Annotated in this window: 20 protein-coding genes; 13 read left to right on the forward strand and 7 right to left on the reverse strand. The window is 67.5% G+C overall.

All coding sequences use genetic code 11. The features are described 5' to 3' along the window. The first annotated feature begins 53 nt into the window (after nucleotides 1-53). Entirely contained in the window at nucleotides 54-929 is an 876-nt protein-coding gene (locus GFK26_RS12035; protein WP_153282171.1) for an amidohydrolase family protein, read from the forward strand. 3 nt (nucleotides 930-932) lie between these two features. Here GFK26_RS12035 and GFK26_RS12040 read toward each other — a convergent pair whose 3' ends face one another. Then, nucleotides 933-1,829 (reverse strand): MurR/RpiR family transcriptional regulator, encoded by an 897-nt coding sequence (locus GFK26_RS12040; protein ID WP_153282172.1) that lies wholly within the window; start codon nucleotides 1,827-1,829, stop codon nucleotides 933-935. A 122-nt stretch (nucleotides 1,830-1,951) separates the two neighbouring features. Between GFK26_RS12040 and GFK26_RS12045 the strand changes: the two genes are divergently transcribed. Further along, complete coding sequence (locus GFK26_RS12045) at nucleotides 1,952-2,953, forward strand: Bug family tripartite tricarboxylate transporter substrate binding protein (RefSeq protein WP_153282173.1); 1,002 nt, start codon at nucleotides 1,952-1,954, stop codon at nucleotides 2,951-2,953. A 16-nt stretch (nucleotides 2,954-2,969) separates the two neighbouring features. Next, nucleotides 2,970-3,932, forward strand: coding sequence for a succinylglutamate desuccinylase/aspartoacylase domain-containing protein (locus GFK26_RS12050; protein ID WP_153282174.1), 963 nt, complete (start codon nucleotides 2,970-2,972; stop codon nucleotides 3,930-3,932). 19 nt (nucleotides 3,933-3,951) lie between these two features. On the opposite strand, the gene kefC is transcribed toward GFK26_RS12050, so the two are convergent. Both kefC and GFK26_RS12060 read right to left on the reverse strand, forming a co-directional pair. Continuing rightward, nucleotides 3,952-5,811, reverse strand: coding sequence for a glutathione-regulated potassium-efflux system protein KefC (gene kefC, locus GFK26_RS12055; protein WP_153282175.1), 1,860 nt, complete (start codon nucleotides 5,809-5,811; stop codon nucleotides 3,952-3,954). 2 nt (nucleotides 5,812-5,813) lie between these two features. Then, nucleotides 5,814-6,566, reverse strand: coding sequence for an NAD(P)H-dependent oxidoreductase (locus GFK26_RS12060; protein WP_153282176.1), 753 nt, complete (start codon nucleotides 6,564-6,566; stop codon nucleotides 5,814-5,816). Nucleotides 6,567-6,657: 91 nt separating this feature from the next. On the opposite strand from GFK26_RS12060, the gene GFK26_RS12065 reads away from it, so the two are divergent. Continuing rightward, the gene (locus GFK26_RS12065; protein WP_153282177.1) at nucleotides 6,658-7,278 is read left to right on the forward strand and encodes a ParA family protein; all 621 of its coding nucleotides are present in this window, start codon (nucleotides 6,658-6,660) and stop codon (nucleotides 7,276-7,278) included. 67 nt (nucleotides 7,279-7,345) lie between these two features. Then, nucleotides 7,346-7,816, forward strand: coding sequence for a MaoC family dehydratase (locus GFK26_RS12070; RefSeq protein ID WP_099792714.1), 471 nt, complete (start codon nucleotides 7,346-7,348; stop codon nucleotides 7,814-7,816). A 28-nt stretch (nucleotides 7,817-7,844) separates the two neighbouring features. Here the strand turns inward: GFK26_RS12070 and GFK26_RS12075 are convergent, their stop codons facing one another. The 3 genes from GFK26_RS12075 to GFK26_RS12085 all read right to left on the reverse strand — a co-directional run bounded on the left by GFK26_RS12075 (nucleotide 7,845) and on the right by GFK26_RS12085 (nucleotide 9,470). After that, on the reverse strand, nucleotides 7,845-8,138 hold the full coding sequence (locus GFK26_RS12075) for a DUF4148 domain-containing protein (RefSeq protein WP_153282178.1): 294 nt from the start codon (nucleotides 8,136-8,138) through the stop codon (nucleotides 7,845-7,847). A 122-nt stretch (nucleotides 8,139-8,260) separates the two neighbouring features. Continuing rightward, on the reverse strand, nucleotides 8,261-8,722 hold the full coding sequence (gene trmL, locus GFK26_RS12080) for a tRNA (uridine(34)/cytosine(34)/5-carboxymethylaminomethyluridine(34)-2'-O)-methyltransferase TrmL (RefSeq protein ID WP_153282179.1): 462 nt from the start codon (nucleotides 8,720-8,722) through the stop codon (nucleotides 8,261-8,263). Nucleotides 8,723-8,753: 31 nt separating this feature from the next. Beyond that, nucleotides 8,754-9,470, reverse strand: a complete 717-nt coding sequence (locus GFK26_RS12085; protein WP_153282180.1) for a ComF family protein — start codon at nucleotides 9,468-9,470, stop codon at nucleotides 8,754-8,756. Between the two features lie 22 nt (nucleotides 9,471-9,492). Here GFK26_RS12085 and GFK26_RS12090 point away from each other — a divergent pair, with 22 nt between their 5' ends. The 8 genes from GFK26_RS12090 to GFK26_RS12120 all read left to right on the forward strand — a co-directional run bounded on the left by GFK26_RS12090 (nucleotide 9,493) and on the right by GFK26_RS12120 (nucleotide 15,972). Next, entirely contained in the window at nucleotides 9,493-10,407 is a 915-nt protein-coding gene (locus GFK26_RS12090; protein ID WP_153282181.1) for a class I SAM-dependent methyltransferase, read from the forward strand. 163 nt (nucleotides 10,408-10,570) lie between these two features. After that, entirely contained in the window at nucleotides 10,571-11,047 is a 477-nt protein-coding gene (locus GFK26_RS12095; protein WP_099792703.1) for a DUF2244 domain-containing protein, read from the forward strand. Nucleotides 11,048-11,106: 59 nt separating this feature from the next. Beyond that, nucleotides 11,107-12,285 (forward strand): cytochrome c oxidase subunit II, encoded by a 1,179-nt coding sequence (coxB, locus tag GFK26_RS12100; protein WP_153282182.1) that lies wholly within the window; start codon nucleotides 11,107-11,109, stop codon nucleotides 12,283-12,285. A gap of 43 nt (nucleotides 12,286-12,328) precedes the next feature. Then, complete coding sequence (ctaD, locus tag GFK26_RS12105) at nucleotides 12,329-13,966, forward strand: cytochrome c oxidase subunit I (protein ID WP_153282183.1); 1,638 nt, start codon at nucleotides 12,329-12,331, stop codon at nucleotides 13,964-13,966. Nucleotides 13,967-14,006: 40 nt separating this feature from the next. Then, nucleotides 14,007-14,123 (forward strand): cytochrome oxidase small assembly protein, encoded by a 117-nt coding sequence (locus GFK26_RS34220; RefSeq protein ID WP_228121980.1) that lies wholly within the window; start codon nucleotides 14,007-14,009, stop codon nucleotides 14,121-14,123. Nucleotides 14,124-14,160: 37 nt separating this feature from the next. Then, nucleotides 14,161-14,790 carry a cytochrome c oxidase assembly protein gene (locus GFK26_RS12110; RefSeq protein WP_095950886.1) on the forward strand — a complete coding sequence of 210 codons (630 nt, stop codon included), beginning with the start codon at nucleotides 14,161-14,163 and terminating at the stop codon, nucleotides 14,788-14,790. A 50-nt stretch (nucleotides 14,791-14,840) separates the two neighbouring features. After that, nucleotides 14,841-15,008, forward strand: a complete 168-nt coding sequence (locus GFK26_RS12115; RefSeq protein ID WP_082818316.1) for a DUF2970 domain-containing protein — start codon at nucleotides 14,841-14,843, stop codon at nucleotides 15,006-15,008. Nucleotides 15,009-15,090: 82 nt separating this feature from the next. Then, on the forward strand, nucleotides 15,091-15,972 hold the full coding sequence (locus GFK26_RS12120; protein WP_153282184.1) for a cytochrome c oxidase subunit 3: 882 nt from the start codon (nucleotides 15,091-15,093) through the stop codon (nucleotides 15,970-15,972). 80 nt (nucleotides 15,973-16,052) lie between these two features. Here GFK26_RS12120 and GFK26_RS12125 read toward each other — a convergent pair whose 3' ends face one another. Then, nucleotides 16,053-16,283, reverse strand: coding sequence for a twin transmembrane helix small protein (locus GFK26_RS12125; RefSeq protein WP_062481367.1), 231 nt, complete (start codon nucleotides 16,281-16,283; stop codon nucleotides 16,053-16,055). Between the last annotated feature and the right edge of the window lie 3 nt (nucleotides 16,284-16,286).

Genomic DNA, 16,286 nt, shown 5'->3' on the forward strand with positions numbered 1-16,286 from the left:
AGGCATTGGAGCCTCCCGAATCCTAGGGATTTACCCGAACCGGAGACAACGACATGGACCCACGGAACCTGATTGCGATCGACATCCACACCCACGCCGAAGTGAGCTGCTGGAACCCTTTCGACAACTACGGCGAGGAATACGACCGCGCCGCCGACAAGTACTTCGGCTCGAGCGGGCGCCCCACCATCGCCGAGAGCGTGGCGTACTACCGTGAAAGAAAGATCGGGCTGGTGATGTTCATGGTCGACGCGGAATCGAACATGGGCCGCCGGCGCATCCCGAACGAAGAGATCGCCGAGGCCGCGGCGCAGAACAGCGACATCATGATTGCCTTCGGCAGCATCGATCCGCACAAGGGAAAGATGGGCGCGCGCGAGGCGCGGCGGCTCATCGAGGAGCACGGCGTGAAGGGCTTCAAGTTCCACCCGACCGTGCAGGGCTTTCATCCCTACGACCGCATGGCCTGGCCGATCTACGAGGTGATTGCCGAATACACGCTGCCGGCCATCTTCCACACCGGCCACAGCGGCATCGGCTCGGGCATGCGCTGCGGCGGCGGCCTGCGGCTGGAGTACAGCAACCCGATGCACCTGGACGACGTGGCCATCGACTTCCCCGACATGCAGATCGTCATGGCGCACCCCAGCTTTCCCTGGCAGGACGAGGCACTGAGCGTGGCCACGCACAAGCCGAACGTGTGGATCGACCTGTCGGGCTGGAGCCCCAAGTACTTTCCGAAGCAGCTGGTGCAGTACGCCAACACGCTGCTGAAAGACCGCATCCTGTTCGGCAGCGACTACCCGCTGATCACGCCCGACCGCTGGATGCGCGACTTCGAAGCGGCCGGCTTCAAGCCCGAGGTGATGCCCGGCATCCTCAAGGACAACGCGGTGCGGCTGTTGAAGCTCGAAACCCCGGCGGCCTGACGCTCAGGCGGCGCGGGGCGCCGCGTCGTTCCACTGCGGCTCCCACAGCGGCGCGCCGCGTTCGAACGCAACGGCCAGCTCTTTCTTGCGCCGTTGCGCCACCGCGGTGATCAACGCATTGCAGACCGACAGCGCCGCCGTGTACGAATCGAACGGCGACGCGCTGGAGGTGCGCACCAGCAGCAAATGATCGGCCGAGGTCGCGGCGGGCGCCGTGGGGCTGTCGGTGACCATGACGACCTTCGCGCCCCGCGCGCGAAAGTACGCCGCCGTGCGCGCGATGGTGAGCGAATGGCGGCGAAAGGTGGGCGTGAGCAGCAGGTCTTGTTCGTCGATGCGCAGCAGCTGGTCTTCGAGCGGCAGCGGGCCCGCGCCACCCAGCAGCCGCACGTCGGGCAGGCACAGGTTCAGGTGCAGCGCCAGGTGGCTGGCCAGTGGCACGCCATGCCGCTGCCCGAGCACATGCACGCGCACCTTGCGCTGCGTGAGCAGCTTCACCGCGGCCTCGAACGCGCCCACGTCGAGCGCCGCGAAGGTGGCGGCCAGGTTGTGCTGGTCGTGCAGCAGCGCGTTGTCCAGGCAGCTGCGCACGGAGGTGTCGTCGCCGATGACCGCGTCGGCGCGCGTGGCGGGCGAGGCGAGCAGGGCGGTGACTTCGGCGCGTGCTTCCATCTGCGCCTGCGCGTAGCTCGTGTAGCCCAGCTTGGCGAGCAGCCGCACCACGGTCGATGCGCTGGTGCCCACTTTCCTTGCAAGGCTCGTTGCAGATTCGAGCAGCCCCTGCGGGTGGTGCGCCTGCAACTCCTCGATGAGGCGTTGTTCGCTCTTCGTGAGCTTCTTGCCGTAGCCCGAGATGCGCTGGTTCAGGCTGGGGGCGGCGGGGGTGTCTGCGTGCGGCATCGGAGAAACCTCATGTTTGCAACGAGTATTGCAAAAATAGAGCCTCCTTGCAAGAATGAATGCACGATTTCGGCCGGACCTGTCCGCCCGATTGCCCGCTTCTTCTGCAGAAAGACCTTGCCATGCGCTCCATCACCCCCGCTGTGCCCGCCCTCCGCCGGCGCGAGATCCTCGGCGCCGGCCTGACGGCGGCGCTGCTGCCGCTGTCCGCGCGTGCGCAGGCCTTTCCGGCACGCCCCATCACGCTGGTGGTGCCGTTCCCGGCCGGCGGCTCCGTCGACCTGATCGCGCGGCTGTACGCCGAGCCGCTGTCGAAGGCGCTGGGCACGCCGGTGGTCATCGACAACCGCGCCGGTGCCGGCGGCTCCATCGCCAGCGCGCAGGTGGCGCGTGCCAAGCCCGACGGCTACACGCTCGTGGTGTCGTCGCAGAGCTCGCACCTGGCCAACCCGCTGACGCAGGCCAACCCGGGCTACGACCCGATCAAGGATTTCCTGTCGATCAGCCAGCTCGCACGCTCCATCAACGTGCTGCTGGTGAACCCGGCCGTGCCTGCCAAGACCTTCAAGGAGTTCGTGGCGCTGGTGAAGTCGCGCCCCGGTGAGCTCAACTTCTGCAGCGCCGGGCCGGGCAGCATGGGCCAGCTCAACGTCGAGCTGATGAAGTCGCAGCTGCAGCTCAACGCCACGCACGTGCCCTACCGCGGCGGCGGTCCGTTGGTGACCGCGCTGATCTCGAACGAAGTGCAGTTCGGCCTGGACAACCTCGCGCCCTTCCTGCCGCACATCCAGGCCGGCAAGCTGCGCGCGCTGGCCGTGGCCTCGCCCACGCGTGTCGCGGCATTGCCCGACGTGCCGACCTTCGCTGAACTGGGCTACCCGGTGCTGAACACCACGTCGTGGATCGGCCTGGCCGCGCCCGCGAAGACGCCGCCCGACGTCATCGCCGCGTTGCACAAGGCCGTGCGCACGGTGGCCGAGCAGCCGGCGATGGTCGAGGGGCTGGTGGCGCGTGGTTCGCTCGCGCCCGAGGCGCAGTCGCCCGCGCAGTTCACGGCCATGATGTCGGAGCGGCTCGCGCTGTACGGCGAGATGGTCAAGCGCGCCGGCATCCGCGGCGAGTGAGCGGGCGGCTGGTTTCATGACGCAGACATTGCAGGCCTTCGCGCCCGACTTTGCACCGGACACCGCACCGGTCGAGGTGCTGCCGCGCGACCTCTCGGCCTACCGGCAGGGCAACACCGGCATCGACTACGTGCACCGTTTCGCATCGGGCAAGCCCGGCCCGCACGTGCTCATCAACGCACTCACGCATGGCAACGAGATCTGCGGCATGGTCGCGGCCACGCACCTGCTCGACAGCGGCGTGCGCCCGAAGATCGGCACGCTCACCGTGAGCTTCGCGAACGTCGAGGCCTACGAGGCCTTCGACATCGAACGGCCCTACGAGAACCGCCAGCTGGTGCACAACCTGAACCGCATCTGGTCGCCCGAACTGCTCGACGGCACCGAGCAAAGCCCCGAGCTGCGCCGCGCGCGCGAGCTGCGGCCGGTGCTCGACGCGGCCGACTACGTGCTGGACATCCATTCCACGCGCGCCCCCGTGCAGCCTTTCTGGGTCTACCCGGAGTTCGAACGCAATGCAGGGTTGGCGCAGGCCGTCGGCGGTCCGCCGGTGCACCTCGTGATGCCTGTCGGCGCCGCGCCCGGCACGGGTGTCACCGCATACGGCCGCCACGGCGAGCCGGGCATCGACGGCGGTGCGGTGGTGGTCGAGTGCGGCCAGCACTTCGCGCAGTCGGCCGCCGACCTGGCCACCGACGTGTCGCTGCGCTTCCTGGCGCACCTCGGGCTCATCGACCCGGTGCCGCGCGTGGCGGTGTCCGCGCGCCGCTTCCGGCTGCTCGAGGTCCACATGGTGACTTCGGACGACTTCGCCTTCGTGCGGCCCGTGCTCGGCTTCGAGACCTTCGACCAGGGCGCGCTGATCGCGGTGCAGGCCGGGCGCGAGATCCGCTCGCCCTGCGACGGCTGCACGATCTTCATGCCGACCCGCGCGCCGGTGATCGGCCGCGAGGGCGTGTACCTGACCGTGCCGGTCTGACGCGGCCGGGAGGCGGGCCTCAGGGCGCCTTCGCGTCGCCCGGCTCGTCTTCGCCGAGCCGGTCCCAGTCCTGCCCCGAGCGCAGCTTGCGCTCTTCGCGCTCGCGCGCCATCTGCTCCTCGAACTGCTGGCGGCCCGCTTTGTTGGCGGCGATCAGCTTGGCGCGGTCTTTGTAGTGCGGATAGATCTCGTCACTGAGCTTGAGGTTTCGCTGGCGGAAACGCATCGACGCTTCGCGCGCCTCGGCCGCCGGCCAGCCCAGTGCTTCCAGCGTCGAACGTCCGCTGCGCAGCGACGACTCGAACACCTCGCGCTCGATGTCCTGCACGCCGCGGTCGCGCAGCTGGAACAGGTGCGTCACGTTGCGCGCGCGGGCCACGATGCGCGCCTGCGGGAAGTTCTCGCGCACCAGGTCGACGATGTCGAGCGACTGCTCGATGTCGTCCACCGCCACCACGATGGCGCGCGCCGTGCCCGCGCCCGCGGTGCGCAGCAGGTCGAGCCGCGTGGCGTCGCCGTAGAACACGCGAAAGCCGAACTGGCGCAGGCCCTCGACGGTGTCGGCGTCGTGGTCGAGCACCGTCACCTGCAGGCCTTGCGACATCAGCAGGCGACCGACGATCTGGCCGTAGCGGCCGAAGCCGCAGATCAGCACCTTGGCGTCCTGCTGCTCCGAGATTTCGTCGAGCTGCGGCCCGCCCGTGCGGCTGTAGCGCGGCAGCACGAACTTGTCGAGCAGCACCAGCAGCAGCGGCGACAGCAGCATCGACAGCGCCACCGCGCCGATCAGCAGCGAGGTGGTCTGCGGCGGCAGCACGTCGGGCCCGGCGGCCTGGAACACCACGAAGGCGAATTCGCCGCCCTGCGCCAGCAGCAGCGTGAACACCGGCCGCTCCTGGTAGGCCAGGCCCATGGCCTTGGCCAGCGCGTAGATCACGACCAGCTTGATCGCCAGGAAGCTCAGCACCAGCGCCGCCATGACCCAGGGGTTGGCCACCAGCACGCCGAAGTTGATCGACATGCCCACCGCGATGAAGAACAGGCCCAGCAGCAGGCCCTTGAAGGGCTCGATGTCGGTCTCGAGTTCGCGCCGGTATTCGCTCTCGGCCAGCAGCACGCCGGCCAGGAAGGCGCCCAGCGCCATCGACAGGCCGACGAACTGCATCAGCGCGGCGATGGCCACCACCAGCAGCAGCGCGGCGGCGGTGAAGATCTCGGGCGTGTCGCTGCGCGCGATCCAGCGCAGGATCGGGCGCAGCAGCAGCCGGCCGCCGAGGATGATGCCGGCGATCACGCCGACGATCTTCAGCGCTTCGAGTGCGCGGTCCAGGCCACTGATGGACTGCTCGGCCGCCGTGGCACTGGCCAGCAGCGGCAGCAGCGCAAGGATCGGGATCGCGGCCACGTCCTGGAACAGCAGGATCGAGAAGCCGGCCTGGCCGCTGGGCGTCTTCAGCAGGTTGCGTTCGCCGAACACCTGCAGCGCGATGGCGGTGGACGACAACGCCAGCCCGAGCGCGGCCACCAGCGCCACGCGCCACGGCGCGCCCACGGCCCAACCGACGGCGAACAGCACCGCCGCGCAGCTGAGCACCTGCGCCGAACCCCAGCCGAAGATCGGGCGGCGCAGGCTCCACAGGCGCTTGGGTTCGAGTTCCAGACCCACGAGGAACAGCATCAGCACCACGCCGAACTCGGCGAAATGCAGCACGTCTTCCACGCTGGACACGAGGCCCAGGCCCCAGGGGCCGATGGCGATGCCGGCCACGAGGTAGCCGATGATCGAACCCAGGCCCAGGGCCTTGGACAGCGGCACCACCAGCACGGCGGCGCTCAGATAGATCAGGCTGCTGGTCAGCCAGGCGGGTGCGTGTTCCATGCTCAGGCCGCCTTGTTGTTGGTGCTGTGGGTGCTGCCGTTGGCGACGGCCAGGCCGTGTGTCATCGCGTTGTGGAAGGCGCCGGCCACCAGCTTGTTCACGTCGTCCGATTCGGTCGGGCGGTCGGTTTCGGGCACCGGGCAGGCGATGCAGGCGTCGAGTTCGTCCATCTCCGGCCAGACCGGGTAGCTCTCCAGGCGCTGCACGAACACCTCGACATGCGCGGCCACCTCGGCCTCGCTGGCGCGGCGCGCGCCGTGCAGCAGCAGCGGCGGCAAAAAGCGCATGCCGCACAGCGCGGCGGTCTGCTCGTAGGGCGGCAGGAAGGCGTCGAAGAAATAGCGGTTGTAGCTTTGCGGGTGGTAGCTCGGCTCGGGGCCGCCGGTGGTGGCGACCAGCCAGCAGTCCTTGCCCTGCAGGGCGGTGCCGCCGGGGCCGTAGGCCCAGCCGTAGCCGAGCACGTCGTCGAGCCAGAGCTTCTGCAGCGGCGGCATCGAGTACCACTGGATCGGGTGCAGCAGCACGACCAGGTCCGCGCGGGCCAGCCGCTCGCGTTCGACCTCGACGTCGATGGCGAAATCGGGGTAGGTGCCGTAGAGGTCGTTCGCGTCGACGCCGGGCACGCGCTGTGACGCGGCGAACAAGCGGCGGTTCACGCGCGAGTCGCGCCAGTGCGGGTGGGCGGCCAGCACATAGATGCTGCCGGCCGCTTTCGCGGCGCCAGCGGGGTTCTCCGAGGATGTTGTTGTCGTCATGCCGCGAACATAACGCAGACGGCCCGCCGCCGCCGACGCGCAACCCGGGGCGACTACCATCCCCCCTGTCCCAGTTCTGGAGGAGATCCTCATGCCGGTGGTTCTGGTCGCCAATCCCAAGGGTGGCGTGGGCAAGTCGACGATTGCAACGAACATCGCGGGCTATTTCGCGAGCCGCGGCCATGCCGTGATGCTCGGCGACGTGGACCGCCAGCAGTCTTCCCGGATGTGGCTCGGCCTGCGCCCGCCGCAGGCCCGTTCCATCGCCACCTGGGAAGCCACCGGCGACAGCACCGTGGTGCGCCCGCCGCGCGGCACCACGCATGCGGTGCTCGACACGCCGGCCGGGCTGCACGGCTGGCGCTTCAAGGAGGTGCTGGCGCTGGCCGATCGCGTGATCGTGCCGCTGCAGCCGAGCATCTTCGACATCTACGCCACGCGCGATTTTCTCGACCGCCTGATGGAAAGCCGCCGCGCCGAGAAGACCCGCATCGGCCTCGTCGGCATGCGCGTGAACGCCCGCACGCTGGCGGCCGACCGGCTCCACGAGTTCATCGCCGGCCTCGGCGTGCCCGTGCTGGGCGAGCTGCGCGACACGCAGAACTACGTGCAGCTGGCGGCGCGCGGGCTCACGCTGTTCGACATCGCGCCGGGCCGCGTGCAGCGCGACCTGGAGCAGTGGCAGCCGATCTGCGAATGGCTCGACGCCTGACCCCTGGATTTCCCCGATTCCCGGTTGTCGCAAGCCCGACAGCCACCCTTGAGCCCTTGGCACCAGAATGCCCCGCATGACCAAAAAGACATTCCAGACCCTTCAGGATCTCGCCGCCTGCGTCGGCCAGGAAGTCGCCGTGAGCGACTGGATCAGCGTGACGCAGCAGCAGGTGAACCAGTTCGCCGAGGCGACCGGCGACCACCAGTGGATCCACGTCGATGTGGAGCGGGCCAAGTCCGGCCCCTTCGGCGCGCCGATTGCGCACGGTTTTCTCACGCTGTCGCTGCTGCCGAAGTTCTTCGAGACGGCCATCGACGTGGTCGAATCGCGCATGGGCGTGAACTACGGCCTGAACCGCGTGCGCTTCATGTCGCCGGTGCCCGTGGGCCAGCGCCTGCGCGCGCGCATGAAGCTGCTGAGCGCCGAGCCGATTCCCAACGACGGCCTGCAGATGACCTGGGAAACCACGATCGAACTCGAAGGCGCCGCCAAGCCGGCGTGCGTCGCCGAGTCGGTGGTGCGCCGTTTTCCCTGAGCGGTTTTTTCTTTTTCTCTTCTTCTCTTTACATGCGGCGGTCGGTGACCTCGCCGTAAGTGGCGGCGCCCTGTCGGGTGATGCCGACGGCGCTCGCGCGCACCGCGGCGCGGTCGACATTGCCCGAGGTCGGGCGGGCCACGCCGGTGCCGCCGTTGCTGATCTGCAGCGGCTGCATGGCTTGCGCCTGGACCTCGGCGCGCGTCAGCGACGACTGGAAGGGCGCGGGCGGCAGCGGGTTCTGTTCGCCCTGGAAAGCATGGGCGCCGCCGCCGAAGGCGAGGGCGGCGAGCGTGACGAGGCGCAGGGTGGTGGTGTGCATGGCGGGACTCCTTGGCAGTCAGCGTTGAGGGGACGGATGCCGGTGCGAATCACCAGCATGCCTTCTCATACGCTGCCCGGCGCCGATCGGATGTGCCCCTGCCGCGCGAAGGGAGAACGGCATCAGCCGAACCCGTTCTGCCGCCAGGCCTCGAACACCGTGACCGCCACCGCGTTCGACAGATTCAGGCTGCGCTGGCCGGCGCGCATCGGCAATCGCAGCCGCTGCGGCTCGGCAAAGCCGTCGCGGACCGGCGGCGGCAGGCCGGCGGTTTCCGAGCCGAACACCAGCCAGTCGCCGGGCTGGAAGCGCACGTCGTGCACGGCGCGGGTGCCGCGCGTGGTCAGCGCGAACATGCGGTCGGCCGGCGGTTGCTGCGTGCCCAGCAACGCGGCCCAGTCGGCGTGGCGCTTCACTTCGGCGTACTCGTGGTAGTCGAGCCCGGCGCGGCGCAGCAGGCGGTCGTCCATCGAAAAGCCGAGCGGCTCCACCAGGTGCAGCGTGCAGCCGGTGTTGGCCGCGAGCCGGATCACGTTGCCGGTGTTCGGCGGAATTTCGGGGTGGACCAGGACGATATGGAACATGCACCGATTGTCGCGGGCGCCGCCGGTGAGATCAGCGCGGCGGATCGGTTCGCGCCAGTACGACGCCGGTGATGTGCGCCGCGCCGGCGAGGCGCAAGGTGGCGGCCGCGGCGAACAGCGAGGCGCCGCTGGTCATCACGTCGTCCACCAGCACCACGCGCCGTCCCCGCAGGCCGTCGGCGCGCAGCGGCTCCACGGCGAAGGCCCCGCGCAGGTTGCGCAGCCGGTCGGCGCGCGGCAGGCCGCTCTGCGCGGGCGTGTCGCGCGTGCGCAGCAGCAGGGTGGCATCGGTCTTGGCCGGTGCCAGCCGGCGGGCAAGTTCGTGCGCCTGGTTGAAGCCGCGCTCGCCCAGCCGGCCGGGCGCCAGTGGCATCGGCAGCACGAGGTCGCACTGCTCCAGCGCCGGCTCCACCCACGGCGCGCTGCGCAGCAGGGTGGCCAGCGGGCCGGCCCAGCCCGCCTCGCCGCGAAACTTGAACTGGGCGATGCAGTCGGGCCACGGCCACGCATAGGTGCAAGCCGCCAGGCAGGCATCGAGCGGCGGCGGGTGCTTGATGCATTCGCCGCAGCGGGCCACGCCCTCGGGCATCGGCAGGGCGCAGCCGCCGCAGCGCGCGGTCGGCGGCGCAAAACGCGCCACGCAGGCGTCGCACACGCGCTGCGCGGGCCAGGCGCGGCACACCTCGCACTGGCTGGGCAGCCGGGCGAGCAGCGAGGTGAAAGGCCTCAGGGCCCGGCGGTTGTGCATGCCTCAATATACTCACGGCCCCATGGCCACCGACCCCGCAAGAAGACCGCCGACCATCGATCCCACGGCGGCCGACCGCTGGCACCGGCTCGCGCCCGCCGAGGGCTCGCCCTGGCTGCACGAGGAAATCGGCCGCCGGATGGAAGACCGGCTGCAATGGATCAAGGCCCAGCCCCGCACCTGGGCCGACTGGTCGCCGCTGCGCGGCGGCCTCGAAGCCCACGCGCTGCTGGCCCGCCGCTACCGCGATGCCGAGGTCTTCGTCATCGAACCCGAACCCGCACTGGCCGAACGGACCGGCGAGGCGCTGACCGCGCCCTGGTGGAGCGCGCGCCGCTGGCAGGGCGGCAAGGCCCGCTTCGACGCCACGCCCGAAGACGGCGTCGACCTGCTCTGGGCCAACATGTCGCTGCACATGGCAGCCGACCCCGAGGCGCTCATCGCGCAGTGGCACCGGCTGGTCGCGACCAACGGCTTCCTGATGTTTTCCTGCCTGGGCCCGGACACCGTGCGCGAGCTGCGGGCGCTGCATGCCCGCCTCGGCTGGCCCGCCGCCGGCCATGAATACACCGACATGCACGACTGGGGCGACATGCTCGTGCACGCCGGCTTCGCCGAGCCCGTGATGGACATGGAGCGCATCGTGCTCACCTGGGCCACGCCCGAGGCCGCGCTGGCGGAGCTGCGCACCCTGGGGCGCAACCTGCATCCGGCGCGCTTCCCCGCACTGCGCGGCAAGGCCTGGCACCGGTCGCTCAAGCAGGCGCTGCCCGAGCTGGCGCCGGCCGCGGAAGGCGAAGGCCGCATCGCGCTGACCTTCGAGGTCATCTACGGCCACGCCTTCAAGCCGACGCCGCGCGTCGCGCTGTCGCCCGAGAGCGCGGTGTCGTTGCGCGAGATGCGATCGATGCTCCAGCGCGACCGCCCTGGCGCCTGAGCGACGCGCCGGGCCTCATTCGGTGCGCGAGGGGCGCGCTCTACCCGCTACAATCCGCCGTTGCGTGAAACTCGCGGGTATTGTCCCGTGATCGAGGGGTGTCGGATCCTGTTTGTACGAGGGGTTTGGCCACCATCGACGCACCGATTTGCTGAACTCGCCCGTGTCGAATTCCGTGTTTCGTTTTGCCACCGTCTCAGGCCAGAACATCCACTGGTTCCTGAAACGAAATTGCTCGGTGACGCCGAGCCAGCTGGCCTGGCTCTACGCCTCGCTGTGCGTGGTATCTCTGGGAACGGGCATGGTGTTCTGGCTGCACGGTGCGCCGCTGGTATTGCCATTCGCCTGGCTCGAACTGGCCGCGGTGGGCTTTGCGTTCATGATGTACGCGCGGCATGCCACCGATGGCGAACGGATCGCGCTGCAAGGCGGACGCCTCGTCGTGGAGCTCGAGAACGGTGGGCACTACGAGCGCACAGAATTTCTTCCGCACCAGGTGCGGATCGAACCGCAGACCGGCGATCGTTCACTGATCGAGGTCTCGGGGCAGGGTCGATCGGTCAGGGTGGGGCGCTATGTACGCCCGGAGTTGCGAGCCGCATTGGCGCGCGAGATTCGCATGGCGTTGCGTGGCGCCTGAGGGGGCTCGCGCGGTGCTGCACGGTTGGGTTTTCGAAAAATTGAAGAAACGTGAACACGATGAAGAGCATTTGGCGCAATAAGTACAGGCCGGCGAATCTGTTGCTGGCGGCCGGCGCGGCGTTCAGCAACGCGGCGCACGCAGTCAACGATCTGCCCGGCGGCCCTTCGGTGCGCCAGCTGAATCTTCCGATCGGCGTGACCAAGATCGCGCAAGAGCAGCATCTGCTCCACACGATCATGATGATCATCTGCACGGTCATCTTCATCGCCGTGTTCGCGGTGATGTTCTATTCCATCTGGAAGCACCGCAAGTCGGTCGGCCACAAGGCCGCCAACTTCCATGAATCGGTGGTGGTCGAGGTCATCTGGACCATCGTTCCCTTCCTCATCGTGATCGTGATGGCGCTGCCCGCCACCAAGGTGCTGGTGGCCCAGAAGGACACCACCAACGCCGACCTCACGATCAAGACCACGGGCTACCAGTGGAAGTGGGGCTACGACTACCTGAACGGCGAAGGCGAGGGCCTGGCCTTCATCTCGACGCTCGACAGCTCGCAGCGCGCCATGTCCGACGCCGGTGCCAAGGGTGTCATGCCCGACGACTACCTGTTCAAGGTCGACAACCCGATGGTCGTGCCGGTGCAGAAGAAGGTCCGCATCATCACCACCGCGAACGACGTGATCCACGCCTTCGCCGTGCCGCAACTGGGCCTCAAGCAGGACGCCATTCCCGGCTTCGTGCGCGACACCTGGTTCCGCGCCGAAACCGTGGGCGACTACTACGGCCAATGCCAGGAACTGTGCGGCAAGGAACACGCCTACATGCCGATCCACGTGAAGGTGGTTTCGGCCGCCGACTACACGGCATGGGTCGACACCAAGCGCAAGGAAGCCGCCGCCAAGCTCGACGATCCGACCAAGGTCTGGACGCTGCCCGACATGCTGGCACGCGGCGAGAAGGTCTATGCCGCCAACTGCGCGGCCTGCCACCAGGCCAACGGCAAGGGCGCAGGCCCGATCAAGCCGCTCGACGGCGCAGCCAAGGTGACCGATCCTGACCACAAGGTGCAGCTGCTGGTGCTGCTCAACGGCCAGAACAACGGTGCCATGCCTGCCTGGAAGCAGCTGAGCGACACCGACCTCGCGGCCGTGGCCACGTACACCAAGAACAGCTGGTCGAACAAGACGGGTCAGCTGGTGCAGCCGGCTGAAGTGCTGGCCCTGCGCGGCAAGTGATCCGACGGCGCCCCGCGAAGAAGAAATTGCAAGGAACAACGACATGAGCGCAGTCCTCGACCCCCACGGTCACGCCCCCGGCGGCCACGCCCACGACGAGCACCACGACCACCACGCGCCCACCGGCTGGCGCCGCTGGGTGTTCGCGACCAACCACAAGGACATCGGCACGCTCTACCTGCTGTTCAGCTTCACGATGCTGATGATCGGCGGCGTGCTGGCTCTGCTGATCCGCGCCGAGCTGTTCCAGCCCGGCCTGCAGATGGTGAACCCCGAGCTGTTCAACCAGTTCACCACCATGCACGGCCTGATCATGGTGTTCGGCGCGATCATGCCGGCCTTCGTGGGCTTCGCGAACTGGATGATCCCGCTGCAGATCGGCGCATCCGACATGGCGTTCGCGCGCATGAACAACTTCAGCTTCTGGCTGCTGATCCCGGCGGCCATCATGCTGGCGGGTTCGTTCTTCATGCCCGGCGGCGCGCCCGCGGCCGGCTGGACGCTGTACGCACCGCTCACGCTGCAGATGGGCCCCTCGATGGACGCCGGCATCTTCGCGATGCACATCATGGGCGCCTCGTCGATCATGGGTTCGATCAACATCATCGTGACCATCCTCAACATGCGCGCCCCCGGCATGACGCTGATGAAGATGCCGATGTTCTGCTGGACCTGGCTCATCACCGCGTACCTGCTGATCGCCGTGATGCCCGTGCTCGCCGGCGCCATCACCATGACGCTGACCGACCGCCACTTCGGCACCAGCTTCTTCAACCCCGCCGGCGGCGGCGACCCGGTGATGTACCAGCACATCTTCTGGTTCTTCGGCCACCCCGAGGTCTACATCATGATCTTGCCGGCCTTCGGCATCATCAGCCAGGTGGTGCCGGCTTTCGCCCGCAAGCGCCTGTTCGGCTACGCCTCGATGGTGTACGCCACCTCGTCGATCGCCATCCTGTCGTTCATCGTGTGGGCCCACCACATGTTCACGACCGGCATGCCGCTCACGGGCCAGCTGTTCTTCATGTACGCGACGATGCTGATCGCCGTGCCCACGGCCGTGAAGATCTTCAACTGGATCGCCACCATGTGGCAGGGCTCGATGACCTTCGAGACGCCCATGCTGTTCGCGGTCGGCTTCATCTTCGTGTTCACGATGGGCGGCTTCACCGGCCTGATCCTCGCGGTCGCACCGATCGACACGCAGCTGCAGGACACCTATTACGTGGTGGCCCACTTCCACTACGTGCTGGTGGCCGGCTCGCTGTTCGCCATGTTCTCGGGCTTCTACTACTGGGCGCCCAAGTGGACCGGCGTGATGTACAACGAAACGCGCGGCAAGGTCCACTTCTGGTGGTCGCTGATCTCGTTCAACGTCACCTTCTTCCCGATGCACTTCCTGGGACTGGCCGGCATGCCGCGTCGCTACGCCGACTACCCCATGCAGTTCGCCGACTTCAACGCCATCGCCTCGGTGGGCGCGTTCTTCTTCGGCTTCGCGCAGGTCTATTTCTTCCTGTTCATCGTGCTGCCTTCGATGCGCGGCAAGGGTGAAGCAGCGGCTCAGAAGCCCTGGGAAGCGGCCGAAGGCCTCGAGTGGGAAGTGCCGTCGCCGGCCCCGTTCCACACCTTCGAGAACCCGCCCAAGCTCGACGCGACCGCCACCAAGGTGATCGGCTGATCACCCGCGCAAGCCGGACAAGCACAGCGACTGCACGACGATGACAACGCCTGACCAAAGAAAGAACAACCGACGCATGGGGCTCACGCTGGCCTCCATCGCGGTGATCTTCTTCATCGGCTTCATCGTCCGCATGGTCTGGTTCAGCGGTCGCTGACCGCGCCACATCGCACGCCCTGAACGGAAGTAACAGCATGAGCCTCGGCCAACGCATCCGCCGCGCCAACGTCCGCATGGTCGGCAAGCTGGCCGTGGTGACCTGCGGCATGTTCGCCTTCGGTTATGCGCTGGTGCCGATGTACCGCGCGATCTGCGAAATGACCGGCATCAACATCCTCGCGCTCTCCGAACTGCAGGTGCCGGGCGGCGCGAGCGGCGCCAAGAACGTGCGCGTTCCGGATAACACGCAGGTCGACATGACCCGCACGATCAAGGTCGAGTTCGACTCCAACGTGCGCGGCGGTCTCTGGGACTTCAAGCCGGCCGAGCGCTTCATCGAAGTGCATCCGGGCCAGCTGAACACGGTGATGTACGAGTTCCAGAACACGCAGAACCGCCGCATGGCCGCGCAGGCCATCCCGAGCTATGCGCCGCAGCAGGCTGCGGCGCATTTCAACAAGCTCGAGTGCTTCTGCTTCAACCAGTACACGCTCGACGCGGGCGAGAAGAAGCAGTGGCCGGTCGCCTTCGTGATCGACCCCAAGATCTCGAAGGACGTCAAGACCATCACGCTGTCGTACACCTTCTTCGAGGTGGGCGGCAAGACGCCTCCGGCCCCGGTGGCCGCCGTTTCGCATGTTGTCGCCGATGAGCCGCGCTCGTGAGTTCGCCGCCGCCCGATGCCCCGCGCCGCAAGCCCACGCTGTGGGACACGATGAAGGCGGTGGGCTGGTCGTTCTTCGGGGTGCGCCGCAACAGCGCCTACAAGGAAGACCTGGGCAAGCTCAATCCGCTGCACGTCATCGTGGTGGCGTTTGCCGCAGTGATCGTCTTCGTGGTCGGGCTGGTGCTGCTGGTGCGGCATGTGGTCGCGGCCGCCTGAGCGTTGCCTGCTGAGCCGAAGACAAAAAAACACGATCTCCAGAATCATTGAATCGAGAGAAGAAAGAAAGCCAGGAGCTGATATGAGTTCAACCACCCACGGCACCACGCCCTACTACTTCGTGCCCGGACCCTCGGCCTACCCGGTCGTGTCCGCGATCGGCTTGTTCTTCGTGATCCTCGGCGCGGGGCAATGGATCAACAGCCACCAGTGGGGCGCCTGGTCGCTGCTGCTGGGCATGGTGATCTGGCTCGGCACGCTCTTCGTGTGGTTCCGTGCCGCCGTCGGCGAGAGCGAGAGCGGCCAGTACGGCCACAAGATCGACCTCTCGTACCGCTGGAGCATGAGCTGGTTCATCTTCTCGGAAGTGATGTTCTTCGGCGCCTTCTTCACGGCGCTGTGGTGGGCCCGCACCCACGCGCTGCCGACGCTCGGCAGCCTGGACAACGCGATCCTCTGGCCCGACTTCAAGGCCGTGTGGCCCAGCGTCGCCGCCGGTGTCACCGGTTCGCCGGCCGGCATCATCGAGCCCTTCCAGACCGTCGGCCCGTTCTGGCTGCCGACCATCAACACCGCGCTGCTGCTGAGCTCGGGCGTGACGCTGACCATCGCCCACCACGCGCTGCGCGCCGACCACCGTGCACAGTGCATCCGCTTCATGTGGCTCACCGTGGTGCTGGGCGTGATCTTCCTGGGCGTGCAGGGCTACGAGTACTACCACCTGTACACCGAACTGAACCTCAAGCTCAGCTCGGGCACCTACGGTTCGACCTTCTTCATGCTGACCGGCTTCCACGGCCTGCACGTGTTCATCGGCATGCTGATGCTGCTGTTCATCACGCTGCGCCTGCAGAAGGGCCACTTCACGGCCGAGCGTCACTTCGGCTTCGAAGGCGCGGCCTGGTACTGGCACTTCGTGGACGTGGTCTGGCTGGGCCTCTACGTGCTGGTCTATTGGCTTTGAGCGACAAACCTCACGGCATTCCAGAAAAAAGGCGCCGTAAGGCGCCTTTTTCATGGTTCTCGTGGAACGAGCACCATCTGTTACTTCCCGAGCGGGAGCCCGGTGGGCTGGATGTAGCCGAGTTTCCAGGCCAGCAGCATGCACAGGAACAAAAAGACCGACAGGCCGATCCGAAAGGTGAGCGCGCGGGCCATGCCGCCGCGCTTGTTTTGCCCGTCGCGACCGTCCTTCAGCATGAAGTAGAGCGCGAAGGCGAGGCTCGCGAAGATGCCCAGAAAGATCAGGGCGACGAAGTATTTCATGACCCGCATTAT

It is taken from the genome of Variovorax paradoxus, from assembly GCF_009498455.1.
Lineage (GTDB): Bacteria > Pseudomonadota > Gammaproteobacteria > Burkholderiales > Burkholderiaceae_C > Variovorax > Variovorax paradoxus_H.